This window comes from Pseudomonas sp. PB101 (assembly GCF_009764265.1).
GTDB lineage: Bacteria > Pseudomonadota > Gammaproteobacteria > Pseudomonadales > Pseudomonadaceae > Aquipseudomonas.
This window is the reverse complement of sequence record NZ_RWIR01000026.1, coordinates 61,172-87,178: the sequence shown is the minus strand read 5'-3', so window position 1 is coordinate 87,178 and position 26,007 is coordinate 61,172. Positions and strand designations below refer to the sequence as shown.

Here is a 26,007-nt window from a genome sequence, read left to right as displayed (position 1 = left end):
GGATCTACCTCACTTCGCCATCATGAACGTGTGGATGCTGAACATGATCCACAGCGACAAGCCAACCAGCAGGACAATCACGATCGCGGCAAAGACAAACGCAATCACGTTGTTACGCTGCGCGGCCGAACGGTCCAGGTGGAGGAAGTACACCAGGTGCACGAGCACCTGGATGACGGCCATCGCGACGACGATCATCAGGGTGATCGACTTCGGCAGCGTCGGGTACATCACCAGACCGAACGGGATCAGGGTCAGGATCACCGACAGGATGAAGCCGATACCGTAGGACTTGACGCTGCCGTGACCGGCATCGTGGCTGTCATGGGAGTGTGTGTTAGCCATTTACATAGTCCCCATCAGGTAAACAACGGTGAATACGCAGATCCACACGACGTCCAGGAAGTGCCAGAACAGGCTCAGGCAGCTCAGACGGGTCTTGTTGGTCGCCGTCAGGCCGTTTTTCTGCACCTGGTACATCATGATCGCCATCCAGATCAGACCGCTGGTCACGTGCAGACCGTGGGTGCCGACCAGGGTGAAGAACCCGGACAGGAAGCCGGAACGGCTAGGGCCGTAGCCCTCGGAGATCAGCATGTGGAACTCGTTGATCTCCATGCCGATGAAGCCGGCACCGAACAGGAAGGTCATGGCCAGCCAGCCCAGGACCTGCTTCTTGTTGCCACGGAAGAACGCCAGCATGGCGAAGCCGTAGGTGATCGAACTGAACAGCAGCAGAGCGGTTTCGCCCAGTACGTATGGCAGTTCGAAGATGTCGTGGCCCGACGGGCCACCCGCTACGTTGTTAACCAGTACCGCGTACGCCGCGAAGATCGACGCAAACAGAATGCAGTCGGTCATCAGGTAGAGCCAGAAACCGAATACGGTCATCTCGCCCGAGTCGTGGTGATGGTCATCATGCCCATGTCCATCGACATGGGTGTGTCCAGCATTGGTCACTAAGTTCGACATGGTTTAAGCCTGTTCCAACGAGGTTTCAACACGGGTGGCGGTGGCCGGGATTTTCCCTGCCGCAACCAGACGCTTGTGCTGCTCGGCTTCGATGCGCTCGATCACGTCGACCGGCACCATATAGCCTTGATCATCACGAGCGGCGTGGATCACGAAGTAGATCACGGTGCCGGCCAGGCCAGCGATTGCCAGCCACCAGATGTGCCAGATCATCGCGAAACCGAACACGGTCAACAGAGCGCCCATGACCACACCAGTGGCGGTGTTGTTTGGCATGTGGATCGGTTCGTACTTGGCCGGAGCCTGGTACGCGGTACCGTTTTCCTTGGCTTCGGTGAACGGATCGACGCAATCGGCTTTCGGCAGCACAGCGAAGTTGTAGAACGGAGGTGGCGACGAGGTCGACCATTCCAGGGTATGGGCATTCCACGGGTCGCCGTGTTCGCACATGTTCTCTGGCTTGTTGCGGTCACGCACACTCACGTAGAGCTGGATCAGCTGGCAAGCGATACCGACAGCGATCATCACCGCACCGAACATCGCAACGTACAGGTACGGCACCCACTCAGGGTTGGTGGTGGCGTTCAGGCGACGGGTCATGCCCATGAAGCCCAGAGCGTAGAGCGGCATGAACGCGACGAAGAAGCCGCTGATCCAGAACCAGAACGCTGCCTTGCCCCAACCTTCGTGCAGCTTGAAGCCGAACGCTTTAGGGAAGTAGAACGCGAAACCTGCGATGTAACCGAATACCGCACCGCCGATGATCACGTTGTGGAAGTGCGCGATCACGAACAGGCTGTTGTGCAGAACGAAGTCGGCACCCGGGATGGCCAGCAGTACGCCAGTCATGCCGCCGATGGCGAAGGTCACCATGAAGCCCAGGGTCCACAGAACCTGGCTGGTGAAACGCAGACGGCCCTGATAAATGGTGAACAGCCAGTTGAACAGCTTCACACCCGTCGGGATGGAAATCAGCATCGTCGCCAGGCCGAAGAAGGCGTTGACGCTGGCCCCCGAACCCATGGTGAAGAAGTGGTGCAGCCAAACCATGAAGCCCAGGATCGAGATTGCGCCCGATGCGTAGATCATCGACTTGTGGCCGAACAGTTTCTTACCGGTGAACGCCGAGATCACTTCCGAGAAAATGCCGAACGCTGGCAGGATCAGGATGTACACCTCAGGGTGACCCCACGCCCAGAACAGGTTCACGTACATCATCGGATTGCCACCAAGTTCATTGGTGAAAATGTGGAAATCCATGTAACGGTCAAGCGTCAGCAGTGCCAGGGTAGCGGTCAGGATCGGGAACGAAGCCACGATCAGGACGTTGGCCCAGGTGCAGGTCCAGGTGAAGATCGGCATGTCCATCAGCTTCATGCCAGGGGTACGCATTTTCAGCACGGTGGCCAGGAAGTTGACCCCCGTCAGCGTCGTACCTAGCCCGGATAGCTGTAGCGCCCAGATGTAGTAGTCCATCCCCACGCCAGGGCTGTATTGCAGGCCCGACAGCGGCGGATAGGCAACCCAGCCGGTCTTGGCGAATTCGCCGACGCCCAGGGACAGGTTGATCAGCACTACGCCGGAAACCAGCAGCCAGAAGCTCAGGGAGTTCAGGAACGGGTAGGCAACGTCACGCGCGCCGATCTGCAGCGGCACTGCAAGGTTCATCAGGCCGGTGAAGAATGGCATCGCCATGAAGATGATCATGATCACACCGTGAGCGGTGAAGATCTGGTCATAGTGTTCAGGTGGCAGGTAGCCAGGCGAACCCTCGGTGGCCATGGCCAGCTGGGTACGCATCATGATGGCGTCGGCAAAGCCGCGCAGCAGCATGACCATGGCGACGACGATGTACATCACGCCGATTTTCTTGTGGTCGACCGACGTCAGCCACTCGGTCCACAGGTAGGTCCACTTCTTGAAGTAAGTGATACCCGCGAACAGTGCCAGACCGCCGAGCGCGATCATGGCGATGGTCACCATTACGATCGGCTCGTGGAACGGGACCGCTTCCCAACTTAATTTACCAAACATCGTTTACTCCTCTGCCCCGGCAGCTGAATGCGAATCCATGTCCGTAGCGGCCACTTCTTTCTCTTTCTTCTCGTGCTTCACTTTCGGACCTGGTTTCATGCCTTCGTACTTGTCGACGATGGTCTGGAACAGGTTCGGCGTGACCGAGGAGTAGAGCTCGACTGGGTTGTTCTGGCTCTGCTTGGCAAGGGCTGCGTACTCAGCTTGTTCAAGCTGTTTAGGTGCCTTTTTGACTTCGCTTACCCAGGCGTCGAAATCTTCCTGGGAAGTTGCGATCGCTTTGAATTTCATGCCGGTGAAACCAGCGCCGCTGTAGTTGGCGGAGATACCGTCCATTTCAGCGTTCTCGTTGGCGATCAGGTGCAGCTTGGTCTGCATGCCCGCCATCGCGTAGATCTGGCCGCCCAGGGCAGGGATGAAGAAGGAGTTCATCACGGCGTCGGAGGTGATCTTGAAGTTGATTGGCGTGTGCGCCGGGAACACGATCTTGTTGACCGTGGCGATGCCTTGTTCCGGGTAGATGAACAGCCACTTCCAGTCAAGCGCGACCACTTCGATGGTCACAGGCTTGACGTCGGATTCCAGCGGCTTGTACGGGTCCAGAGCGTGGGTCGACTTGTAGGTGACATAACCCAGGGCAATGATGATCAGCACCGGAACAGCCCACACCGCGATTTCAATCTTGGTGGAGTGGTTCCATTTCGGCGTGTAGGTGGCGTTGGTGTTGGACGCGCGGTATTTCCAGGCGAACAGGAAGGTCATGACGATGACCGGCACCACGACCAACAGCATCAGCAGCGTTGCGGTGATGATCAGGTTTCGCTCATCCAGACCTACCTGGCCCTTGGGATTGAGCAAGGTCATGTTGCAGCCTGACAGCAACAGCGTGCCGATCAGCGGCAATAAGCCTAGTAGTCTGGGGTACCTGTTTTTACTCATCTCACGACCTCTAAAGCAGCTTGCGCAATGCAGTTGGGTTTTGATCGCCAACACTTCACCCTGCCAAGGGTTGGCATTTTTCTTGGATTGAATAAGGGCATGCCCGTCGAGCGTCAGACGCTGTGCGACAAATCCCGGGCCTGCGGTGAGTTCTTATTCGAATTCGTGGTCAAAGGCCTTGTTACAGACCAATTCCATTTGGTGCGGAAAGTTGGAGGCTCCGACACCTGGGCATCGCATGAAGCCACCAGACCTCTCGACACCCTGTTTCCGCTCATATCTGGTTAAGATTTGAGCAGTGTCGGGAATTCAGTGCGGGCGATTGTAGATAGGTAGCGATCTATAAACCATGTCTCATCCCGAAATAATTTTTATCCGAACCAGCAACAATCATTAACCGTTTTCGCAAAAGTGGCGCATCTTATCGAAATTGATTCTCAACAAAAACACCAAAATAAGTAGGCCTTCCACCCGCAGTTCAGACAGTATCCTGCCCCTGCCTGCTTGCGTTTACCTTGCCCGAAGCCCGATATGACGGGGGCTCTGGCCATTCGCCAGAGCCTGTTAAAACTGCCTGTTCGGGTTCGCAACGGAAAAAACCGCAAGCCTTTAAAACAGTCCAATTTCGTTACGTTTCCATGCACCAATTCGCCTTCCTCGAACGCCCTGCGACACCGGCTCTGTGACAACATGTCGCACACGTGTCGCACCCTTGGCTGTCGCACATCACGGTCTTTTTACCTGGTGCCTGAAATGCGCCCGGCAAGACAAAAAAAGCCCCGGCCTTCTCTGGGAGGACCGGGGCTTTTTTTGTCCGACAATACGTGGCGACAGACGACCTCAGCGCAGCGCTTTGCGGTTACGCGAGGTCAGCAACGGCACCAGCACCACGATCAGCACGAAGGCGACCAGCGCCCACTGCGCCAGCGACAGGCCGAGGATCGGCGGGTACGGCGTAGAGCAGAAACCGTCGACCTGGAAACCCAGCGGGAAGATCTTCGCCAGCGGCAAGTCATCGACAATCGGTTGCAGCACATCGATGCCACAGCTGACCGCCGGATAGAACTGCGTATACACGTGATGCCCGGCAACGCCGACGCCTGCCAGTGCGCAGATCACCACCAGCGCTTCGAACACCGTGATGCTGCGACGGTTGCGCATGGCCGCACCGATGAAGGCGAAGATCGCGATCAGCAGCAACGCATAACGTTGCAGGATGCACAGCGGGCAAGGTGCTTCGCCCAGAACGATTTGCATGTACAGCGCGCCGCCGATCAACGCCAGGCAAATGATGCCCAACAATACCAGGTAGCGCCGTTCACGCCCCAACCGCATGGATTCATCGCTCATCGCGTTTCCCTTGAAGATTTCGATTGCCCGCCAGTCTACACGCTGGCCCGGACCTTTGAGAGCCTGGAGCGTGTGAGGGGGATTCGGGGGAATAGACGATAAGGCGGTTAAGGAGGGATTAACTTTCTGGTGTTTTTTCAAATCAAGACCGAGGTGAAGCAATCGCGGGCAAGCCCGCTCCCACAGGATTTGTGTCAATCCAGATTGATGTGAACGACACAAAACCTGTGGGAGCGTGGCTTGCCCGCGATGAAGCCGCCTCGGTCTTACTCCAACGCCGCAGCCGGCCCGAAGAACTCATAGCGGCTTTGCTTCTCCGGCACACCCAGGTCTTTGAGGTGACGCTTGATCGCTGCCATGAAACCTTTCGGCCCCAGGAAGTAAGCATCCAGATCACGCTGCTCCGGCAGCCATGCATTCAACTGCTGCTGGCTCAACAAACCGACCTTGTGCGCCGCCGGGCTCACGCCGTCATCTTCGGCGTAGCAGTAGAAGCGCTTGAGCTGCGGGTGACGCTCGGCCAGGCCATCGATCCAGTCGCGGAAGGCATGGACGCTGCCGTTGCGCGCGCAGTGGATGAAGTGCACCGGCCGCTGGGTCTCCAGCGCCGCTTCGAGCATCGCCAGGGTCGGGGTGATGCCGACGCCGCCACTGATCAGCACCAGTGGCTTGTCGCTGGCGGTCAGGACGAACTCGCCCGATGGCGGGAACAGCTGGATGCTGGCGCCGACATGCAACTGGTCATGCAGGAAGTTGGATGCGCGGCCACCGTCCTCGCGTTTGACGCTGATGCGATACTGGCCGTTGTTCGCCAGCGCCGACAGCGAGTAGTTGCGACGGATCTCTTCACCATCGAGGATCAGTTTCATACCGATGTACTGGCCGGGCTCTGCCGTCAGGATCGGGCCTTTGTCCGCAGGTTCAAAGTAGAACGAAGTGATCTCGGCGCTCTCCTCCACCTTGCCGGCCACGATAAATTCCCGCGCCCCGCGCCAGCCGCCCGGTGCCTGCTCCTTCTGGTCGTAGATGCTGGTTTCGGCACCGATCAGGATGTCCGCCAGTTGGCCGTAGGCCGCGCCCCAGGCTGCGATCACTTGCGGGGTGGCGATCTCTTCGCCGAGCACTTCGGCGATAGCCCGCAGCAGGCAGCTGCCGACAATCGGGTAGTGTTCCGGGAGGATCTGCAGGGCCACGTGCTTGTTGATGATCTTGGCCACCAGGTCGCCCAACTGGTCGAGTTGGTCGATATGGCGCGCATACATCAATACGCCGTTGGCCAAGGCGCGCGGCTGATCACCGCTGGCCTGGTGGGCCTGGTTGAACAGCGGGCGCACTTGCGGGTATTCGGAGAGCATCATTCGGTAGAAGTGCGTGATCAGCGCCTCACCACCGCTTTCAAGCAGCGGCACGGTGGATTTGACGATGGCACGGTCTTGAGCGCTCAGCATAAGGTGACTCCTGGTCTTCTTGGGTTGCTAACGGATTACCCTATGCCTATCAGCTTCCATGCCAACTATTTAATCGTTATAAATCAATAAGTTAATAACTTAATAGTCATTTGGACACCCTCTGACTTATAGTCATACCGACTACATGGAGTCACTATGACTGCAAAATCCCTGCTCACCGCCCTGCTGCCCCTGGTCTCCGACCTGTCCCGCGAACTGCCCGAGGGCGAGCGTTATCGCCGTCTGCTGGAAGCCATGCGCGCGCTGCTGCCGTGCGACGCCGCCGCCCTGCTGCGCCTCGACGGTGAATGGCTGGTGCCGCTGGCCGTCGACGGCTTGAGTACCGACACCCTCGGCCGGCGCTTCAAGGTCAGCGAGCACCCGCGTTTTGAAGCGCTGCTCAGCAGCCCCGGCCCGACCCGTTTCGCTGCCGACAGCGACTTGCCCGACCCCTATGACGGTCTGGTCGATGGCCTCGATGACCACCTGGAAGTCCACGACTGCATGGGTTGCCCCTTGTTCATCGACGAGCGCCCATGGGGTCTGCTGACTCTCGACGCCCTCGACCCCGAGCGCTTCGAACCGATCGAACTGGATGCCCTGCAAGCCTTCGCCAGCCTCGCGGCCGCCACGGTCAACGCCGCCGAACGCATCGAGCGCTTGAACAACCGGGTCGAAGACGAACATCAACGTGCCGAGGTGTACCGCCAGGCCAGCGGCCAGCAGAACCGCGAGATGATCGGCCAGAGCAAGGCCCACAAACGTCTGGTCGAAGAAATCAGCCTGGTGGGCGGCAGCGACCTGACCGTGCTGATCACCGGCGAAACCGGGGTCGGCAAGGAGTTGGTGGCCCAGGCCATCCATGCCGCCTCGCCCCGCGCCGACAAACCGATCATCAGCCTCAACTGCGCCGCGCTGCCCGATACCCTGGTGGAAAGCGAGCTGTTCGGCCATGTCCGTGGCGCCTTCACCGGAGCGATGAACGACCGTCGCGGCAAGTTCGAACTGGCCAATGGCGGCACGCTGTTTCTCGATGAAGTCGGTGAGCTGTCGCTGACCGTGCAGGCCAAGTTGCTGCGGGTGTTGCAGAGCGGTCAACTGCAGCGACTGGGGTCGGACAAGGAGCATCAGGTCGATGTGCGCCTGATCGCCGCGACCAACCGCGACCTCGCCGAAGAAGTACGCAGCGGCCGTTACCGCGCCGACTTCTACCATCGCCTCAGCGTTTACCCGCTGCGGGTCCCGGCCCTGCGCGATCGCGGCCGCGATGTACTGCTGCTCAGCGGCTACTTCCTGGAGCAGAACCGCTCGCGCATGGGCCTCAACAGCCTGCGCCTGAACAGCGACGCCCAGACCGCGCTCCTGGCCTACGACTGGCCCGGCAACGTGCGCGAGCTTGAACACCTGATCGGCCGCAGTGCCTTGAAAGCACTGGGCAACTGCAAGGAACGGCCAAAGATTCTCAGTTTGAGCGCCGCCGACCTGGACTTGCCCAATGCCAGCGTTGAAGCCGCCGCCGAACACCCTGCCGCCGCCGTAACGCAAGCGGTGACCGGCGACTTGCGCGAGGCCACGGAGAACTATCAACGCCAACTGATCAGTGCCTGCCTGGAGCGGCACAACCACAACTGGGCAAGCGCGGCCCGTGAGCTAGGCTTGGATCGGGCGAACCTGGGGCGGATGGCCAAAAGGTTGGGGATGAAATAACCCGGCATCGAATGCTGTAGGAGCCGGCTTGCCGGCGATAGCGTCCTCGAGGTCGCCATCGCCAGCAAGCCGGCTCCTACAGTGCGATCACCATTTGCTGGGCAATCAAGTCATTTACCCTAAAGCCTGCCCCCGACAAGTCGATAACCCGGCATCGAAGTCATTGGCGATCCAGTGATCGCCCGCCACCTTTTCCAGAGAAGGTTCCTATGTCCTCCACCAAAGCCCGCGCAGACTCTCTTTCGCTTCTGCTGTTTACCTTGCGCAGCGGCAAGTTGATGGCGATCAACCTGCTCAAGGTCAGCGAGATCATTCCCTGCCCGCCGTTGACCAAACTGCCGGAGTCGCATCCCCACGTCAAAGGCATCGCCAGCCTGCGCGGTGCGTCGCTGTCGGTGATCGACCTCAGCCGCGCCATTGGCGAGCGTCCACTGGAAGACCCCAACGGCGGCTGCCTGATCGTCACCGATGTCAGCCGCTCCAAGCAGGGCCTGCACGTGCAGGCGGTAAGCAAGATCGTCCATTGCCTGACCTCCGACATCCGCCCGCCGCCATTCGGCTCCGGTGGTTTGCGTGCCTACATCACCGGCGTGACGTCGGTCGATGGCACCCTGGTGCAAGTGCTGGACATCGAAAAAGTCATCCACAGCATTGCCCCGGCACAAATCGAAATGGCGCCGACCGAACTGAGCATGGAAGACGCCGAACTGCTCGGCAATGCGCGCATCCTGGTGGTTGACGACAGCCAGGTCGCCTTGCAGCAATCGGTGCACACCCTGCGCAACCTCGGCCTGCAATGCCATACGGCCCGCAGCGCCAAGGAAGCCATCGACTGCCTGCTGGACCTGCAAGGCACCGCGCAGCAGATCAACCTGATCGTCTCGGACATCGAAATGTCGGAGATGGACGGCTACGCCTTCACCCGCACCCTGCGGGAAACCCCGGACTTCGCGCATCTTTATGTACTGCTGCACACCTCACTGGACAGTGCGATGAACGCCGAGAAAGCACGACTGGCGGGGGCGAACGCGGTGCTGACCAAGTTCTCTTCGCCGGAACTGACCCAGTGTCTGATCACCGCGGCCAAGGCTGTCGCCGAACAAGGTTATTGAGTGTTGACCGAAGATTACTGCTGGCTGATGCGGCGCGACCTGTCTGTCGTCGTGCCGTCCTCCGAATGGCCAGCCGGCCTGCAACTTAGCGAATATCGCCCTGAACTGGGCGCAGCCGTGCACCGCGTGATGGAGTTCGGTTATCTCGACGGCGGCGGGCGCGTAGCCGCGCTGGAAATGTGGCAACGCCAGTTCGAAACCGATCCGGAATATGACCCGGCCCTGTGCTTCATTGCCCTGGAAGGCGCAGAAGTGGTGGGGGTGTGTCAGTGCTGGACCAGTGCCTATATCAAGAATCTGGTGGTGCACCCGCGGTTTCAGGGGCGGGGACTGGGGCGAGCGTTATTGCTCCAGGCATTCAAGGTGTTCGAGCAGCGACGTGAAGGTTTCGTCGACCTCAAAGTGCGTGAAGACAACCTTCGCGCGCGGCGCTTGTATGAAAGCGTCGGGATGTACGCCGTCCGCCGGGAGCCGGTTCCGCTCTGACACGACGATGGGGCCGGCACAACCACTTCAAAACCTTCAGGCATACTTACCTTTCGGTCACAGCACCAAGGATGCCTGAACCATGAAAGCAGCAACCCTGACTATTCTCTGCCTCACCGCCCTCACCGCCCAGGCCCATGCCTCCAGCCCCGACGCCTGGGCAAACTACGACAAAGCCGTACTCGCCAGCTGCACCAAGGCCAGCGGCCTGAAAGACGCCAAACCCGTGGGCAACGCCGCGCAGTTCGATGACCGGGTCGGCTACACCGCGCTCCTGCTCCAGGGCCAGTACCCGCAAAAGCACATGAAAGGCGCACAAGGCACCGAGCTGTGCCTCTACAAAAAGAACAACAAAACCGCGTACGTCACCGAATGGGACTCCATCCGCCCGACCGGCAAGGCCAACTGAGTGGCGCATGACGTGCTCTGAACAAGTGTGGGAGCGGGCTTGCTCGCGAAGACGGCTGATCAGAGTCCGCGCTGATGAAATCTCAGCGCTTGCCCATCGACCGACGAGTCCCCGGCGGTGCCATGCCCGGCGTCTTGGTGTGGCCGTTCTTGGCGCCGTTCTTGTACCACGGCTGGTTCGAGCCCTTGGCGGCGGCCAGTTCACCCGGCTTGAACGGGAACTTGAACGACGGGATCTCGGCTTTGGTTTCGCTATCGGCACTGGAGTCGACGCTGTCTGGCAGCTCTGCCTGTACGTCGCAGGCGTCCGCGACCGGCGATTGTTTCGGGGAAGTCATGAAAGCTCCGGGTGATGCATGAAGTGTCGGGCCCGGTGAGCGAGCCGCATGCCACAGTCTAAGAAGTGCGGCAGTATAACTGGATGAAGCACCGCAAGCTGCAAGCTTGCATTGACCGTCTGGCGACTCGCACAAATCCCGCGAAGAATGTTAGCGTGCTCATCATTCTTCACCGCCCCACGAGTCCGCCCCCATGAAAAAGACTGTCCTGGCTTTCAGCCGCGTCACCCCGGCCATGGTCGAACGCCTGCAAGAGGATTTCGACGTCATCGTGCCGAATCCGAAAAACGGCGACATCAATGCCCAGTTCAACGAAGCCCTACCCCACGCCCACGGCCTGATCGGCGTCGGTCGAAAACTCGGTCGCGCCCAATTGGAAAACGCCACCAGGCTGGAAGTGGTGTCCAGCGTCTCGGTGGGCTACGACAACTATGATCTCGCTTACTTCAACGAGCGCGGGATCATGCTGACCAACACCCCGGATGTGCTCACCGAAAGCACCGCCGACCTGGCGTTTGCACTATTGATGAGCAGCGCCCGTCGCGTCGCCGAACTGGACGCCTGGACCAAGGCCGGGCAATGGCAGGCCACTGTCGGTGCGCCGCTGTTCGGTTGTGATGTGCATGGCAAGACGCTGGGTATCGTCGGCATGGGCAACATCGGTGCCGCCATTGCCCGACGCGGTCGTCTGGGCTTCAACATGCCGGTCATCTACAGCGGTAACAGCCGCAAGACCGAGCTGGAACAGGAACTCGGCGCGCAATACCGCAGCCTCGACCAGTTGCTGGCCGAAGCTGATTTCGTCTGCCTGGTGGTGCCGCTCAGCGAGAAAACCAAACACCTGATCAGCCATCGCGAACTGGCGCTGATGAAGCCAGGCGCCATTCTGGTGAATATCGCCCGTGGTCCGGTGGTGGATGAACCGGCGCTGATCGAAGCGCTGCAAAACAACCGCATTCGTGGGGCCGGCCTGGACGTATACGAAAAAGAACCGTTGGCCGAGTCGCCACTGTTCCAGTTGAAAAATGCAGTGACCCTGCCGCACATCGGCTCGGCCACCCATGAGACCCGCGATGCCATGGCCAACCGTGCCCTGGCCAACTTGCGCAGTGCCTTGCTGGGTGAGCGACCGCAGGATCTGGTCAATCCGCAGGTATGGAAAGCCTGATTGAACAACGGCACGTCTTCATTGGCGTGCCACTTTATATAAAACCTTAAACAACTTTCCATCAACCCCTTATATCAAGCGACATAACTCGCAAAGCACTCTTTACCCCCACTACATCTAAACAGCTATAAACTCCGAAAAACAAGAACGTATCAACCGTACATTCGGAGAGCATCCTGCATGAGCTATTTAACCACTGCCTGCATGGTAAGGCGGAGCAAATTAATAATTGTCTTCATTGCGGCATTATTCGGTATAACGACCCTTATCAACAATTTTACCGACTACACCGCCTACGCCGAGTATATCGGGCGAATTCTCGGCATGAGCGACACCATAGGCAATGATTCCCGCCGTTACCGCGCCATCAGCTCACCTTTGGTTCACCACCGTTTCTACTGGGCTCTGATCACACTCGAGACCATATTCACATGTAGCTTCATAGTTGGATCCTATCAACTCTACCGTAAACTCGACGGATCACGAAGCGAGTTCTATGAAGCCAAGAAATTTGCCATAAGCGGCTTTATTACAGCCATTTTTACATATCAGACCTTTTACATCATCATACTAAACGAATGGTTTGACTTAGAGTATTCCAAACAGGCCAACGCCCTTTACTGGGCACAAATCCAAATTCAATACATGTTCTTCGGTATTATTTATCTGTTGGCGGCAAAGGATACCTGAACAGTTTCAGGCCAGCTTGCCCGCCACCGGACCGGCACTCGCCCTGGGTTTGCGAAACACCAGCACATTACCCAGCATGACCATTACCAGCCCCGCCAGTGCCGGAGCGGTCCACTGGTAACCTTCGGCAAACGCCGAGACATTCAGCGCCACCACCGGAAACAGTACCGTGCAATAGGCCGCGCGCTCCGGCCCCATGCGACCGACCAATGTCAGGTAGGCAGTAAAACCGATCACCGACCCTGGAATCACCAGGTACAACAGTGACCCGATGTAACGCACGCTCATTTCCATGTCGAAGGGAATGCCTTTGGCCAGGCACCACACCGAGAGCATTGCCGCCCCGTAGGCCATGCCCCAGGCATTGGTGGTCAATGGCTTGAGACCGGCCTTCTGTTGCAGGCTCGAGAGCATGTTGCCCGCCGAGAAACACAAAGTGCCGCACAGGGCCAGAGCGAGACCGAGCAAGGTTTCCGGGCTGGCGGCATGCCCGGCCAGTTCCGGCCAGAACAGCAGCCCCAGCCCCAGCAGGCCCAGCGCCCCGCCCATCAGCACATTGCGGGCGATTCTCTGACCGAAGAACACTCGTGCATTGAGGGCATTCCACAGCGTGGCGGTGGAAAACACCACGGCCACCAGACCGCTGGGGATCCACTGGCTCGCGGTGAGGAAGCACATGAAGTTGACGCAGAACAGGCACAAACCCTGAGCCAGGCAGATAAGGTGTCCGCGACGGTTCATCACTTGCAGGCGTCGGCTGAGCAGCAAGATCACGAACAGCACCAGTGCGGCGAGGCCGAAGCGATAGACGATCGACACAGGAATCGCCACCACCCCCAGTTGCCATTTCAAGGCAATCCAGGTGGTGCCCCAGATCAGCACGGTCAACAGGTACAAAGAAAGGTTCATGGCAAAGGCTCCTCGATAGGCACCCAGTGTCCGGCGCCACGCCGGGATGCACTTGCATAAACTTGCGCTTTTGTCTGGCGACAGGCTGGCAGGCGCACGTCCACGGAGTAGGATGCAAGGCGTTGCATGCAGGTGTCAGAGAACAACGATCATGGCTGCACTGGATAACCTACAAGTCTTTCAAGCCCTCAACCGCTCGCCGAATGCTCGCCTCGAGCACAGCGCCGAGCTTGGGGACGGCTTGTCTGCCGCTTTGTGGAGCAATCACCACGACGCCCAGGAATACGAAGCGCCCAGCCACCATACGTTGTCCTGTTACATTGCCGGCGGCACCGGCACCTTCCGGCGCGATCAGCCCGCGACCAAGGGCGGCCCGGACAAACTGTGCATCCTGCCGGCCGGTCACCAGTCAGGCTGGGTGATCAACGGCGACATTCGCCTGGCTCACCTGTATTTCAGCCCTGAACAATTTGCCCTCGGCTGCGTCACCCTGCTTGATCGTGAGCCGCGGGAAATGCAGCTGCGCGAGCAGACTTTTCTTGACGATGCGCAGCAGGCGCTGCGCTTTCGACGGTTGATCAGCTTGAACTGGGGCGAGCCGGGCGAACGTTTGCTCACCAGCAGCCTGGCGCACGAATTGCTCAGCCATGCCCTGCTCAGCCAAGTCAATGTACGCCCCGACCTGCGCCTCAAGGGCGGGTTGGCTGCGCATCAGCGCCGGCATCTGGTGGAGTTCATCGACAGCCATCTGGACGACGCCATCAGCCTCGGTCAACTGGCGGCGTTGTGCGCCTTGTCGGAATACCACTTCGCGCGGATGTTCCGCGAGAGCTTCGGCTTGCCGCCCCACCAGTACGTGCTGGCGCGGCGCCTGAACCGGGCGCGGGAGTTGCTGCGCACGACCTCGCAGCCGCTGGGGGAGATTGCGCTGGCCTGCGGGTTCTCCAGCGCCAGCCATTTTACCAACCGGTTTCGCCAGGCCCTGGGTGGAACGCCCGGCGAATATCGCCAGGCGTTTGTGCGCTAGGCGCGGGATTTTCGGCGGCCTTCAGGCCGCCATCGCGAGCAAGCTCGCTCCCACAGGGAGAAACAGTCGTCAAAACTCCAAGGTGCTCGACAACGTCACCTGCCGCGAATCCCCCATCGACACAAAGAACCGGCTCGCCGCCGAGGTGTAGTAGGTACGATCGAACAGGTTCTTCACATTGAGCTGGAACTTGACCTTCTGCCCTTCGACCCTGGTGTCGTAGGTGGCGAACACATCGGCCACGGAATAGCTCGGCAGGTCGAAATCGTTCACCGCGTTGCCCGCGCGCTCACCCACATAACGCGCGCCGGCGCCGACCCGCAGCTGATCGCCACCGACAAGGGTGCCGAAGTCGTAGACCGCCGACAGCGAGCCGCTGTTCTTCGCCACATTCTGCAACTGGTTGCCTTTGTAATCCGGGTCTTCGGTGACTTCGGCATCGGTGTAGGCGTAGCTGCCGATCATGCTCCAGCGATCCGTCAACTGACCGCTCAGGTCCACTTCCAGGCCACGGGAACGCACTTCGCCGGCGGCACTGTAAATCGTGGTCGGGCCTTCGGCGTTGGCCACCAGCACGTTGCGCTTCTTGATGTCGAACAGCGCGATGTTGCCAGTGACGCGGCCCGGCAGATCAAGCTTGGCCCCCAGCTCCCAGGACTTGGCTTCTTCCGGCGCGATGCCGCCGTCAAGCACGGTACTGCTGCCGCTCAATGGCGCGATCGTCGAGTTGGGTTTGAACGACTCGGTGTAGGTGCCATAGAACGACAAGGCATCGGTGTATTTGTACACCAGGCCCGCGCGCGGCACCCATTTCTGCCCGTTGCTGTCGGTGTTGGCGTGGAACGGCACGCCTTTGCCGGCGTACTGGTCGTACGTCTGGAAGCGTGCGCCGGCTACCAGAATCCACTGGTCGGTGAGGTGGATGGAGTCCTGCAGGAAAATCGAGTCGCTGCGCAGCTCATCGGTCTGTGCGCTGTCGGGAGCGCTGACAGTGGTACCCGGCACTTCCTGGCCATAGACCGGATTCACGTAGCTGAAGGTGGTGCGGCTTTTCTGGCGGATAAGGTCTTCGCGATAGATCTTGCGGTACTCGTCATCGATACCGAACAGCAGGTCATGCTGCATGCCCAGCAAATTGACGTTGCCCTCAAGGCTGGCGGTGGTGAAACGGTCGGTGCTGATCGCATTCTGGGTGCCGTCCATGCTGCGCGTCAGGGTGCCCTTTTTGGTGTCGATGGCGGTGACGCGCACCTGGCTGGCGTCGTAGGTTTCGCGGTTCCAGCTGTAGCCGAAATGGACTTTCCAGTTGTCGTTGAGTTCGTGATCGGCTTCGAAATGATAAAGGTCCGAACGCCCTTCCATGTTGTTGAACGGCTCGTCGAGACGCTCGTTGCGCGAGATGTCCAGCGGATGGTTGGTCCGTGGGTCGATCAACGTGCCGCGGTCAAACGGCGTGAGGAACTCGCGGTGCTCATAGGAGAACAGCAGGCTGGTGCTTTCGCCGTACCAGGCCAGCGACGGCGCGATCAGGCTCTCGCGATGCACACCGTAGTTGCGCCAGTAATCCTCGTCCTCGTAGTCCAGCACCATGCGGTAGGCCAGCCCGGAATCGCCGAGGGCACCGGTGCTGTCGAGGCCGCCGCCGCTGCCGTTCTTGCCGTCGTCATAGCTCGAAGCGCGCGCAGTCAGTGCGTTGTACTGCTCAAGCTCGGGCTTCTTGCTGACCATGTTGACCACCCCGCCCGGATCCTGGATGCCGTAGAGCAGCGAGGCCGGGCCCTTGAGCACTTCGACCCGGTCGACGCTGGCATTGAGGCCACGGCCCTGCACGATCGGCATGCCGTCGCGCATGATCGAGCCATTACGGTTGTCGCCAAAACCGCGGACCATCACCGAATCCTGGGTGCTGCCCAGGGTGTTGGCCTGGGTGATGCCGCTGACATTGGCCAGGGCGTCATCGAGATTGCGCGGCGCCTGGTCGCGGATGACCTGGGCCGGCACGACATTGATGGTCTGCGGGATTTCCTGAATCGGTGCCGAAGAGCGCATCACCGAAGAGGTCGGTGGCGGCTGGTAACTCATGGACTCGTCCATCACCGAGGTGATGGTGGTCGCGCCCAGGTTCAACGCACCCTCGGTCGGCCGTGGTTCCAGCGCCATGGTGTGGCCGTCGGTGCGACGGAACGTCAATCCCGAGCCGCTAAGCAAGCGTTGCAGGGCCTGTTCGGCGCTCATCTGGCCATTGACCGCCGGCGCATTGAGGCCGTACGGCGCTTCATCGGTGTAGACGACGCTGATGCCGGTCACCCGGCTGAAATCACTCAGGGCCTGGGGCAGAGGTTTGGCGGCCAGGGAGAAGCTGAACTGGGTACGCGACTGGTTGCTGCCGGCCTCGGCGGCCAGCGCCACGCTCAATGGCAGCAACGCCAATGCCGAAAAGCTCAAGACAGACACACTCAACCATTGTTTGACCGAACCCGATTTTGCCCTGGACTTCATTGCTCATGACCTGTGTAGAACCGCAACGGATGCGAATGACTCGCAGTTTCAGTCACTACACGGATGGCGATCGGGTTTACCTCAGCAAAAATCTGAAAATATTTTTATTGAAAGAACAGTGGCGTCTGACCCGACGTCTTCGCGAGCAGGCTCGCTCCCACATTTGGAATGCATTTCCCCGTGGGAGCGAGCCTGCTCGCGAAGAGGCCGGTCGTCTCAACGCAAAATAATCAGATGCCCCAACACCTGATGCTGCTCAAACCCCAACACCCCCTGCAACGAACTCAACACCGCCTGCGGGTTCCTGCTAGGAAAGCTGCCACTGACCCGCCGCATCGCCAGTTCATCATTGAGCAGCACGATCCGCCCGGGGTAATAGCGGCTCAGGTCATTCACCACATCGGCCAGCGTCGCCTTGTAGTAATTGAGCCAGCCCTGGCGCCATGCCAGCTGCGCTTCACTGTCCACCGCGTGGAGTTTTTCCGCCGTGCCTTTGCCGTAGGCCACTTGCTGGCCTGCGGTAAGAATTTGCTGTTCGGCGTGCTGCTCCGCCGTCACGCCCACCCGTCCGGACAACACCGTGACCTGCGCGCCATGGGGCTGCAAACGGACCTCGAACTGCGTGCCCAGGACCCGCGCCTGGCCTTTCTCGGCATCCACCACAAATGGCTCGCCGGTGTGGGTGACGCTGAAAAACCCGGCGCCGCGGCGCAGTTGCACATGCCGTTCGCCGCGACTGAAATCCACAGCGATGGCGCTGTCGGCATCCAGTGTCACCTGCGACTGGTCGGCCAGGGTGACGGTGCGAATCTGCCCCGGGGCCGAGACGTAATCCGCACCCAGGTCATCCATCCAGCGCGAGGGCTGCCAGCCGGTTCCGAGGCTGATCATGAGCAGCAGGCATGCAGCCATCGCCAGCACACCTGACCAGCGCCCGATCGCACTGCGCCGCGGCTTGTCCATGGCGTTGAGATAGCCCTGCAAGGCAAAAGCCTCTTCATCGGCGAGCGTGCGCGCCGGACCTTCGCTCAACTCCCACAGGACCTGCGCCCGGGCATATGCCTCGGCATGGGCGGGGTCTGCTTGCAGCCACTGGCTGAACGTCGCCTGGTCACCGCTGCTTGGCTGGTCATGCAACAGGCTCAGCCAGGCCAGCGCGGCCTGCTCCTGAGCGGGCGTCGGGGTGACGCGTTCGAAGTGGTTCACGGTGCTTTCCCTGGCGTACGCGGTTCAGGTTCCCGAAGGCTGGCCTTGCAGGCTTCGAGGGCGCGCATCATATGTTTTTCCACGGCACTTTGGGACAAGCCCATGGCCTTGGCGATCTCGGCGTATTTGCGGCCGTGAATGCGATTGAGCAAAAAGATCTGCCGCGTGCGCTCAGGTAGCGCACGCAATGCAGCTTCCACGTGGCGCAAATCGTTGCCCGCCTCCAGCGCCGCTTGCGGTCCGCTGCCATGGCTGTCCGGCGGTTCGACCATCAAGCCTTCACTGGCGCGGACCCGCGTGCCTTCACTGCGCAAATGGTCGATGGCGATGTTGCCGGCGCAGCGCAGCAGGTAAGTGCTGAGCTCCTCGACCTGCACCAGCGGCCGCCGCCAGAACCGCAGGAACAGATCCTGCACCAGATCAGCCGCCGTCGCCCGGCAACCGACGCGACGACTCACCAGCGCCTCCATTTGCGAACGCTGGGAGAGAAATACCTGGAGAAAATGCGCACGGTCGCCGCGGTGTTGATCGCGTTCGATATCGTGGGGCTCGGGGGGCAGAGTGATCATCGTTCACGTTTCGACCTGAAAACCGGTGAAGCCACGACAGCGTCAGGGGGCCGGAAAGGCCGCAATATTAATGATAAACATTCTCATATGCAAAAGGATCGGGCGAAAACAAAACGGGCCTGCAATGCAGGCCCGTTTTCATGGGAAGGTAAACAGTGAATCAGGTGTCAGCCGTTAAGCGCAGCCTGTTCGTTTTCCAGAAACTCTTCTTCCAGCAGCTGGTCGGCATGGGCGCCACTCTCGAGGGGCACCACATTGGCTCGTTTGCCGCGTAATTTGCCGAACATATGCTCCAGCGCATGTTCAAGTTTGGTGGCCGCTCCGTCGATCGCCTGCTCCATGGTGGAGGCTTTATGGGTGACGGAAACCGGTTGATGGCCTTTTGGCCGCGCCTCCAGTTGGCAGCGCATGTCGTGGGGACCGGGCTTGTCGCCGTTCTCGTCCCGCAGGTGAACCTCGACGCGTGTCAGGTCCTCTTCGTAGCGTTCGAGCGTGCTCTCAATGGTCGTACGTACCCACTCCTCCAGTCGTTTACTGCCTTGAATATGGTTATCGCTATTGACTTGGATTTGCATAGTTCATCCCTTATTTCAGCTAGCTCGCGAGAGGCCGGTCAGCTAAGCCCTTGGGCGTCATCACCGTGACCTCTTACTTACACAATCGGTCTGTACGCTGAACAATTCAACCCCTGAAAAAAGATAATTTTTCCTACGCAAAAAAACCGGACAACGAGCAAAAGCGCTGTTAAGGTCGGGAGTTGGGTCGCCCTGCTCTTACGTAATAATTGCTCACATTTGACGCTCCCCCAACGGGTGCAAGCTGCGAAAGGCAGCCGCCTCCTCCACCAGCCAGTCGTGCACTGCGCGCACACCCGGATGGCTCAATGCCCCCGGTGCGTACAGCAGCATGTAGCGCTTGTGATTGGGCACCGCCAAGCCGAAAGGCACGATCAAGGCGCCGCGTTCCAGCTCATCGTTGAGCAGCGTTCGCCGGGCAATCGCCACCCCCATTCCGGCAATGGCCGCTTCGATCGTCAGGTGATTGCGATTGAAGGTATGCCCGCGTCGCACATCTGCGCCCTCGAAGCCGATGGCGTTGAGGTAAAACTCCCACTCCGCGTACTCGTAGCTGCCGCGCCAGGCGGTGATGTCGTGCAGCAAGGGAAAGTGCATCAGGTCTGCCGGACCGTGCAGCGGCGGGCGACCACGCAACAGACCCGGCGCGCACACCGGGAAAATCTGTTCATCGAGCAAGGCTGTGGATAACAGGCCGGGGTAGCTGCCGTCGTTCAGGTCGATCGCCAGGTCGAAGTCGCCTTCGTGCAACGGCACGCTGCTGTCCTCGGCCACCAGGCGCAACTGGATGTCCGGAAAACGCTGCTGCAAACGCGGCAGGCGCGGCGTCAGCCATTTGCTCAGGAACGACGGAATCGAACGCACCCGCAGAATCCCGCTGATCATGCCCGCGTCCAGGCGCCGCAATTCCGCATCGATGCTGCCAAAGGCCTCGTTGACGGTCATGGCCAGGCGTTGCCCCTCAGCGCTCAGTTCCACTCCACGGGCACGGCGGTGAAAAAGGCGAAAGCCCAGGCGCTCCTCCAACTGGCGGATCTGTTGGCTGACGGCTCCCGGTGTGATGTGCAGCTCTTCGGCGCAGCGGGTGAACGACAGGTGTCGCGCGGCACAGGCAAACACGTTCAGCCAGACATAGGTCTGGGCGTGTAATTGACGACTCATCGTTTAGTCCTGCTAAAGGATGTCTTAGGAAGTTTCGTTGGTCACGTAGGACCTTGACGGGCAGTATCGCTGAAATTGCGCTTGTCCTACAAAAATGGCGGCGATTCCTCTTCCATTACTTGTGCAGGCTTTAGCATGGCTATCAGTGTTTTCGATCTCTTCAAAGTCGGCATCGGCCCGTCCAGTTCCCATACCGTCGGTCCGATGCGCGCTGCCGCAACCTTTGCCCAAGCGCTGGTCGATCAGGGTTTTCTGGTTGAGGTGCGACGTGTGCAAATCCGCCTTTACGGTTCACTGTCAGCAACCGGCGTCGGCCACGCGACGGACCGCGCCTGCGTCATGGGCCTGATGGGCGAGTGGCCGGACAGCATCGACCCCACCAGCATCGACAGCCGCATTCATGCCCTGCGCGAAACCGGCAGGTTGTGTCTGGCAGGCATTGCGCAAATTGCCTTCGACTGGCAAAGCGATCTCCTGCTGCTCGACGAGAGCCTGCCCTACCACCCCAATGCCATGTCCCTGACAGCCTTCGGCGAAACCGGCGAACTGTTCGAGCAAACCTATTACTCGGTAGGGGGCGGCTTCATCATCGAGGCGGCCGAAGCCGAATCCGGGATCGCACCGGCCGGCGATGTTGTGCTGCCTTACGACTTCTCCAGCGCCGCCGAACTGCTCAAACTGTGCAACGAGCACGGACTGCGGGTCAGTGAACTGATGATGGCCAACGAGCGGGCATGGCGCAGTGATGCAGACATCCGCCAGGGCCTGTTGCACATCTGGTCGGTGATGCGCGAATGCGTCGAGCAAGGCTTGCGCCACGAAGGTATTCTGCCCGGCGGTCTGAATGTTCCACGCCGAGCAGCGAAACTGCATCGCAGCCTGCAGGAAATCGGCAAGCCGAATGTGATTACGTCCACATTGTCGGCGATGGAATGGGTCAACCTGTACGCCCTGGCGGTCAACGAAGAAAACGCGGCCGGCGGGCGTATGGTCACGGCACCGACCAACGGCGCGGCGGGGATCATTCCGGCGGTGCTGCACTACTACATGAAATTCAATGCCGATGCGTCTGACGACGACGTGGTCGCGTTCTTCCTGGGCGCAGCGGCGGTGGGCATCCTGTGCAAGAAAAACGCTTCGATCTCCGGGGCCGAAGTCGGCTGCCAGGGTGAAGTCGGTTCTGCCTGCGCCATGGCCGCCGCGGGCTTGGCAGAGGTGCTTGGCGCAACCCCGGAGCAACTGGAAAACGCCGCCGAAATCGGTCTGGAGCACAACCTCGGCCTCACCTGCGACCCGGTTGGCGGCCTGGTGCAGGTGCCGTGTATCGAACGCAACGCGATCGCCGCGGTGAAAGCCATCAACGCCACGCAAATGGCCCTGCGCGGCAACGGCCAGCATTTCATTTCCCTGGATCGGGTGATCCGCACCATGCGCGACACCGGTGCCGACATGCACGACAAGTACAAGGAAACATCACGAGGCGGACTGGCGGTGAACTGGGTCGAATGCTGACCGTTTTGGTTGCACGCCCGCCGTTATTGCCCTGAAACGTGCAGAAACCCCCTGTAGGAGCGAGCCTGCTCGCGAAAAACCAGAAGGCACCGTGGGTGTCTGGGTTTACGCGTTATCGTTGACGACCATCGCGAACAGGTTCGCTCCTACAGAGTTTGTTTTTTGTCCGACAATTTTCTCGGCATGCCCCTTGCTACATCCTGACTGGAACAATGATGGCGAGATGGCCGGTGGTCTGGCATTGCGAACCAACCCGATCACGGCCGGTCAACAACTGCACGTTCAATCAGGCGGTGACGCATCATGGACAACCCTTTCCAGCTCATTACCGATGCCTTTGCAGCGGATTACCAGATCAACCTGAGCATCCAGGGCCTGGACGGCAACATCATGCTGACCCTTTCCAACAGTGGCCGCATAGTGGCCAAACGCATGATCAGCGCCGAACAGCGCAATGACCCGCAACGTCTCAAGCGACTGGTGCAAAGCATTCAATTCGGCATTGCCATCGAACAGGGCCACAGCGCCGTGGCCATCCTCGAAGCCATGACCGACGACGGCACGCGCAGCCTGCCGCCACCATCACCCAGTGGCCGTCCCCGACCCGCCATGGGACTTTAAAGTTCGCCCTTTTCCACTTCCGGGTGTTCACTGGAGCCCGCACCTGTCTTGCGGTGTGGGTTCTCGATCTTCACCGAAGGAAATTGCGACGAAGCGTAACGCACCACCAGGATCGCAAACGCCAGCAGCAGAATCCCGCCGCACAGGTAGATGATCCCCAGGTCCGGCGGGTTGTGGTGCGATACGTTGGAAATCAGCAGCCGCGTCAGCGCGGTGATTGCCACGTAGATCAGGAAGCGCACGGGCATGTGGTTGGTCTTGAAATAAATCCCGACCATCGCACCCAGCTCCAGGTAGATGAACAGCAGCAAGATGTCATCGATCTTGATGTGCCCCTCCTCGATCATCCCGAGAAACTCCATCACCGCCGCCCACGCGGTCACCGCACCAATGGCGAACAGCGCCAGGTAGTGAAAGGTTTCGACGAACAGATTGCCCAGTGACTCGGCCAGTTCATGCACGTTCTGCCGCAGTTTTTCGGCCCAGTTGATTTTCACGATGCTGCTTCCTTAGGTCGGTTCGACCGGATGATGCGGGTTGGACGTGACGGTTTTTCTGCATGCAGAAAAAAGGCCAGCCCATGATGGCGAGCCGCTCTGGATTACGCGCCGTGGCGTTTGGTCGCACCTGTGCAGCGCCTCGCCTGACAAATGCCGAAACCGGTCTACATTAAAAAGCCACTACCCAAAAGACAGGGTTTCGCTTATTCTTTAGCTGTATATAGATACAGTAGTCGAAATCGACAACCAATGTGAAGGCATGTGAGGTGGTGAATGGCCGTCGAAGTGGTATACCGCAGCAGCCGAGATCTGGAGCGCTTGTTCATGGATAAAGCCGAAGCTGACCGTCATGACAAAATGCTCGAGTTGGCCGAATTGCTGGCTGAAGTGTTGCAAAAAGCCGTTCCGTCCCTGACCGAGCAGCAGGTGGAAGAAGCCGGGATCTACATGGCGAAAAATCGCGATGTGTTCGCCAAGGCGTTCAAGAGCCAGCCGGACGCCCTGTCCGAACTGCTCAGCGCACCGGTAGAAGTCGCAGAACCCGTTGCTGTGGCCGAGGTCGTTGAAGCCGCCGAGCCGATTGCCCCGGTCAAACCTGCGAAGGCTCCCAAAGCCGCCAAGTAAGCAAGACGCAAATTGAACAGGCCCTGAGTCGAATGGCTCAGGGCCTTTTTCATGCCTGTGGAAAACTCAACACATTCACCGGTACAGCGCTTTCTCCGCCAACTCATCGGCCACCCGTGCCGGGGAGCGTTTTTCCGCCTGGGCGTGGGCGAACACCTCGGTCAGGCGCGAGCTGATTTTCGACAGGTGCGCTGTGATGGTCGAGAGTTCTTCGCCGCGATGCTTGAGTGACACGTAGATCAGTCCGCCGGCGTTGATCACGTAATCGGGCGCGTACAGGATGCCGCGCCGTTCCAGCTGGTCGGCGACGTCCAGATGTGTCAGCTGATTGTTGGCCGAGCCGGCCACCGCCGAGCAACGCAATTGCGACACGGTATGGCTGTTGAGCACACCGCCCAGCCCGCAAGGCGCGAGTATGTCGCAAGGTGTGCTGAGCAGCGCATCGTTGGCAATCGGATGCGCGCCGAGTTGTTCCATCGCCAGTTGCACCTTGCCGTGATCGATGTCGCTGACCAGCAGTTCGGCACCGGCGGCGTGCAGTTGTTCGGCCAGGGCATAGCCGACATTGCCCAATCCTTGAATGGCCACCCGCAGGCCTTCGAGGTTATCGCTGCCGAGCCGCGCTATGGCGGTACTGCGGATGCCGGTGAACACGCCCATCGCCGCGTGTGGCGCAGGGTCACCGGCTGAAGTGGTGCTGGTGACATGCTGGGTCTGTTGAGCGATGCAATCCATGTCCGCCACGGAAGTGCCGCTGTCGATGGCGGTGATGTAACGGCCTTCGAGCTGTTCGATGCAACGTCCGAAGGCTTCGAACAGTGCCGCCCGGTTTTCCACATGGGCCGGGCGCACGATCACCGCCACGCCGCCGCCCTGGGCCAGGCCGGCCAGCGCAGCCTTGTAGCTCATGCCCTGGGCCAGGCGCACGGCGTCCTCGACCGCGGATTCGTCGTTGGGATAGGCAAGGTAACGACAGCCACCCAGGGCAGGCCCCAGTCGGCTGTTATGAATGGCAATGACCGCCTTCAACCCGGTGACCGGGTCAACGCTCAGATGCAGCGATTCAAGGCGAGTACTTTGCATGAGAGCGAACATCGTAAGGCTCCCGAATCACTTCTTGTAGACGCCAGTATAGGCTTGCGCCCAAAAATTGCAGAAGCGCACCGGAATAAGCACGCCACCGATGCAGGCTTTCGGAAATAACCCGGGATCGCCCTTTTGCAGCACTGGACGAATGCCGGAGAGGGGGCTAAAACGAGGCATTGCCCGGAGATTCCGATGACCCCGCGCCAATCGTTTTTCACCTGCCTGCAACGTTCACCGCCCGCGCTGTTCGAGGCGGCGCTATGGATTGCAGCCGAACATGACAGCGAAGTGAAGCCGCAAGCGCTGCTGGCCGATTTCCAGGAGTTGCAACAACGGGTCAGTGGCGGTTTGCCGATGCTGCCGGTCAGTGAACTGGCCCAGCCGCTGCTGCGGCGCATGAACGATCTTGGCTTCGCCCAGGACGACTTCACACCCTTGCGCCCGCAAGTGGCACTGCTCGACAAGGTACTGCAGCGCCGACGCGGGCAACCCTTGACGCTGGGACTGATTGCGCTGGAATTGGCCAGGAGCCTGGAGATTCCCATGGTCGGGGTCAACTTCCCCGGGCATTTCCTGCTACGGGTGCCGGGCGCCGATCACTTGCTCGACCCTTGCGGCGGCCGTCGCCTTTATCCCAATGATTGCCGGGAACTGCTGCACCGCCAATACGGCCCGAACATGAAGCTCAGCGCCGAGCATCTGGCAACTGCCGAACCGGGGCAGATGCTGCAACGGCTGTCGCGCAACCTGCGCCAGTTGTACCTGTCCCACGACGATTTCATCAACGCCTTGATCGACGCCGATCGCGTCCTCGAACTGGGCAACGCCAGCACTTCCGACTATCTGGCCCGGGCCAGCCTGTACCAACGCCTGGACTGCCCGAACGCCGAGCGTTTTGACCTGGAGCACGCATTGCTGCTCAGCGACGATCCGATCCAGCGCATTCGCCTGACGGAACGGCTAGGCCATCTGCCGCCGAATTCAATCGTTCACTGACTCGCACTGTAGGAGCCGGCTTGCTGGCGATCAGAACGCCGCGGTTTTTCTTAATGGCCGCGTTATCGTT

Annotated in this window: 27 protein-coding genes and 1 pseudogene; 12 read left to right on the top strand and 16 right to left on the bottom strand. The window is 59.9% G+C overall.

Going from position 1 to position 26,007, the window contains the following annotated elements; translation table 11 throughout:
- Positions 1–9 precede the first annotated feature (9 nt).
- From cyoD to cyoA, 4 genes are read right to left on the bottom strand one after another with little or no spacing between them, the layout of a single operon-like run.
- Positions 10–345 carry a cytochrome o ubiquinol oxidase subunit IV gene (gene cyoD / locus EI969_RS08745; RefSeq protein WP_160387108.1) on the bottom strand — a complete coding sequence of 112 codons (336 nt, stop codon included), beginning with the start codon at positions 343–345 and terminating at the stop codon, positions 10–12.
- The gene (locus tag EI969_RS08740; RefSeq protein WP_056728483.1) at positions 346–972 is read right to left on the bottom strand and encodes a cytochrome o ubiquinol oxidase subunit III; all 627 of its coding nucleotides are present in this window, start codon (positions 970–972) and stop codon (positions 346–348) included.
- 3 nt (positions 973–975) lie between these two features.
- On the bottom strand, positions 976–3,006 hold the full coding sequence (cyoB, locus tag EI969_RS08735) for a cytochrome o ubiquinol oxidase subunit I (protein ID WP_160387107.1): 2,031 nt from the start codon (positions 3,004–3,006) through the stop codon (positions 976–978).
- Positions 3,007–3,009: 3 nt separating this feature from the next.
- The gene (gene cyoA, locus EI969_RS08730) at positions 3,010–3,945 is read right to left on the bottom strand and encodes a ubiquinol oxidase subunit II (RefSeq protein ID WP_160387106.1); all 936 of its coding nucleotides are present in this window, start codon (positions 3,943–3,945) and stop codon (positions 3,010–3,012) included.
- 27 nt (positions 3,946–3,972) lie between these two features.
- On the opposite strand from cyoA, the gene EI969_RS08725 reads away from it, so the two are divergent.
- A complete protein-coding gene (locus EI969_RS08725) occupies positions 3,973–4,233 on the top strand; it encodes a hypothetical protein (protein WP_160387105.1) in 261 nt (86 codons plus the stop codon).
- 552 nt (positions 4,234–4,785) lie between these two features.
- Here EI969_RS08725 and EI969_RS08720 read toward each other — a convergent pair.
- Together EI969_RS08720 and hmpA are read right to left on the bottom strand one after the other, a co-directional pair.
- The gene (locus EI969_RS08720) at positions 4,786–5,295 is read right to left on the bottom strand and encodes a disulfide bond formation protein B (protein WP_160387104.1); all 510 of its coding nucleotides are present in this window, start codon (positions 5,293–5,295) and stop codon (positions 4,786–4,788) included.
- Between the two features lie 266 nt (positions 5,296–5,561).
- On the bottom strand, positions 5,562–6,743 hold the full coding sequence (gene hmpA / locus EI969_RS08715) for an NO-inducible flavohemoprotein (protein WP_160387103.1): 1,182 nt from the start codon (positions 6,741–6,743) through the stop codon (positions 5,562–5,564).
- A gap of 156 nt (positions 6,744–6,899) precedes the next feature.
- On the opposite strand from hmpA, the gene norR reads away from it, so the two are divergent.
- The 4 genes from norR (at position 6,900) to EI969_RS08695 (ending at position 10,457) form a co-directional block, all read left to right on the top strand.
- A complete protein-coding gene (norR, locus tag EI969_RS08710; RefSeq protein ID WP_160387102.1) occupies positions 6,900–8,450 on the top strand; it encodes a nitric oxide reductase transcriptional regulator NorR in 1,551 nt (516 codons plus the stop codon).
- A 209-nt stretch (positions 8,451–8,659) separates the two neighbouring features.
- A complete protein-coding gene (locus tag EI969_RS08705) occupies positions 8,660–9,562 on the top strand; it encodes a chemotaxis protein CheV (protein WP_160387101.1) in 903 nt (300 codons plus the stop codon).
- Between the two features lie 27 nt (positions 9,563–9,589).
- Positions 9,590–10,048 carry a GNAT family N-acetyltransferase gene (locus EI969_RS08700; RefSeq protein ID WP_160387206.1) on the top strand — a complete coding sequence of 153 codons (459 nt, stop codon included), beginning with the start codon at positions 9,590–9,592 and terminating at the stop codon, positions 10,046–10,048.
- Positions 10,049–10,130: 82 nt separating this feature from the next.
- Positions 10,131–10,457 carry a hypothetical protein gene (locus EI969_RS08695; protein WP_160387100.1) on the top strand — a complete coding sequence of 109 codons (327 nt, stop codon included), beginning with the start codon at positions 10,131–10,133 and terminating at the stop codon, positions 10,455–10,457.
- An 82-nt stretch (positions 10,458–10,539) separates the two neighbouring features.
- Here the strand turns inward: EI969_RS08695 and EI969_RS08690 are convergent, their stop codons facing one another.
- Complete coding sequence (locus EI969_RS08690) at positions 10,540–10,794, bottom strand: hypothetical protein (RefSeq protein ID WP_160387099.1); 255 nt, start codon at positions 10,792–10,794, stop codon at positions 10,540–10,542.
- A 193-nt stretch (positions 10,795–10,987) separates the two neighbouring features.
- On the opposite strand from EI969_RS08690, the gene EI969_RS08685 reads away from it, so the two are divergent.
- Together EI969_RS08685 and EI969_RS08680 are read left to right on the top strand one after the other, a co-directional pair.
- Positions 10,988–11,962, top strand: coding sequence for a D-glycerate dehydrogenase (locus EI969_RS08685; protein WP_160387098.1), 975 nt, complete (start codon positions 10,988–10,990; stop codon positions 11,960–11,962).
- A gap of 180 nt (positions 11,963–12,142) precedes the next feature.
- Positions 12,143–12,652: a DUF2165 family protein gene (locus EI969_RS08680; protein ID WP_160387097.1), complete on the top strand. Its 510-nt coding sequence runs from the start codon at positions 12,143–12,145 to the stop codon at positions 12,650–12,652.
- A 6-nt stretch (positions 12,653–12,658) separates the two neighbouring features.
- Here EI969_RS08680 and EI969_RS08675 read toward each other — a convergent pair whose 3' ends face one another.
- On the bottom strand, positions 12,659–13,561 hold the full coding sequence (locus tag EI969_RS08675; protein WP_160387096.1) for a DMT family transporter: 903 nt from the start codon (positions 13,559–13,561) through the stop codon (positions 12,659–12,661).
- Positions 13,562–13,712: 151 nt separating this feature from the next.
- On the opposite strand from EI969_RS08675, the gene EI969_RS08670 reads away from it, so the two are divergent.
- Positions 13,713–14,588 (top strand): helix-turn-helix domain-containing protein, encoded by an 876-nt coding sequence (locus EI969_RS08670; protein ID WP_160387095.1) that lies wholly within the window; start codon positions 13,713–13,715, stop codon positions 14,586–14,588.
- 69 nt (positions 14,589–14,657) lie between these two features.
- Here the strand turns inward: EI969_RS08670 and EI969_RS08665 are convergent, their stop codons facing one another.
- From EI969_RS08665 to EI969_RS08645, 5 genes are all read right to left on the bottom strand, one after another.
- Entirely contained in the window at positions 14,658–17,087 is a 2,430-nt protein-coding gene (locus EI969_RS08665) for a TonB-dependent receptor (protein ID WP_160387094.1), read from the bottom strand.
- A gap of 216 nt (positions 17,088–17,303) precedes the next feature.
- Complete coding sequence (locus EI969_RS08660; protein WP_160387093.1) at positions 17,304–18,293, bottom strand: FecR family protein; 990 nt, start codon at positions 18,291–18,293, stop codon at positions 17,304–17,306.
- Positions 18,290–18,862 (bottom strand): RNA polymerase sigma factor, encoded by a 573-nt coding sequence (locus tag EI969_RS08655; RefSeq protein WP_160387092.1) that lies wholly within the window; start codon positions 18,860–18,862, stop codon positions 18,290–18,292. Before EI969_RS08655 ends, EI969_RS08660 begins: the two co-directional genes overlap by 4 nt.
- Before the next feature lie 167 nt (positions 18,863–19,029).
- Positions 19,030–19,437 (bottom strand): HPF/RaiA family ribosome-associated protein, encoded by a 408-nt coding sequence (locus tag EI969_RS08650; protein ID WP_160387091.1) that lies wholly within the window; start codon positions 19,435–19,437, stop codon positions 19,030–19,032.
- Between the two features lie 213 nt (positions 19,438–19,650).
- Positions 19,651–20,598: a LysR substrate-binding domain-containing protein gene (locus EI969_RS08645; protein WP_160387090.1), complete on the bottom strand. Its 948-nt coding sequence runs from the start codon at positions 20,596–20,598 to the stop codon at positions 19,651–19,653.
- A gap of 135 nt (positions 20,599–20,733) precedes the next feature.
- On the opposite strand from EI969_RS08645, the gene EI969_RS08640 reads away from it, so the two are divergent.
- Positions 20,734–22,110 carry an L-serine ammonia-lyase gene (locus EI969_RS08640; RefSeq protein WP_160387089.1) on the top strand — a complete coding sequence of 459 codons (1,377 nt, stop codon included), beginning with the start codon at positions 20,734–20,736 and terminating at the stop codon, positions 22,108–22,110.
- Between the two features lie 303 nt (positions 22,111–22,413).
- Positions 22,414–22,731, top strand: coding sequence for a DUF3509 domain-containing protein (locus EI969_RS08635; RefSeq protein WP_160387088.1), 318 nt, complete (start codon positions 22,414–22,416; stop codon positions 22,729–22,731).
- Here the strand turns inward: EI969_RS08635 and EI969_RS08630 are convergent.
- Positions 22,728–23,228, bottom strand: a complete 501-nt coding sequence (locus EI969_RS08630) for a phosphate-starvation-inducible protein PsiE (RefSeq protein WP_008000650.1) — start codon at positions 23,226–23,228, stop codon at positions 22,728–22,730. The genes EI969_RS08635 and EI969_RS08630 overlap by 4 nt on opposite strands.
- Positions 23,229–23,504: 276 nt before the next feature.
- On the opposite strand from EI969_RS08630, the pseudogene EI969_RS08625 reads away from it, so the two are divergent.
- A pseudogene (locus EI969_RS08625) lies at positions 23,505–23,744 on the top strand (YebG family protein); the annotation flags it as partial.
- A 186-nt stretch (positions 23,745–23,930) separates the two neighbouring features.
- On the opposite strand, the gene EI969_RS08620 reads toward EI969_RS08625, so the two are convergent.
- Positions 23,931–24,950 (bottom strand): Glu/Leu/Phe/Val dehydrogenase, encoded by a 1,020-nt coding sequence (locus tag EI969_RS08620; RefSeq protein ID WP_160387086.1) that lies wholly within the window; start codon positions 24,948–24,950, stop codon positions 23,931–23,933.
- Between the two features lie 15 nt (positions 24,951–24,965).
- Complete coding sequence (locus EI969_RS08615) at positions 24,966–25,118, bottom strand: hypothetical protein (RefSeq protein WP_160387085.1); 153 nt, start codon at positions 25,116–25,118, stop codon at positions 24,966–24,968.
- 15 nt (positions 25,119–25,133) lie between these two features.
- On the opposite strand from EI969_RS08615, the gene EI969_RS08610 reads away from it, so the two are divergent.
- The gene (locus tag EI969_RS08610) at positions 25,134–25,937 is read left to right on the top strand and encodes a SirB1 family protein (RefSeq protein WP_160387084.1); all 804 of its coding nucleotides are present in this window, start codon (positions 25,134–25,136) and stop codon (positions 25,935–25,937) included.
- Positions 25,938–26,007: the final 70 nt, after the last annotated feature.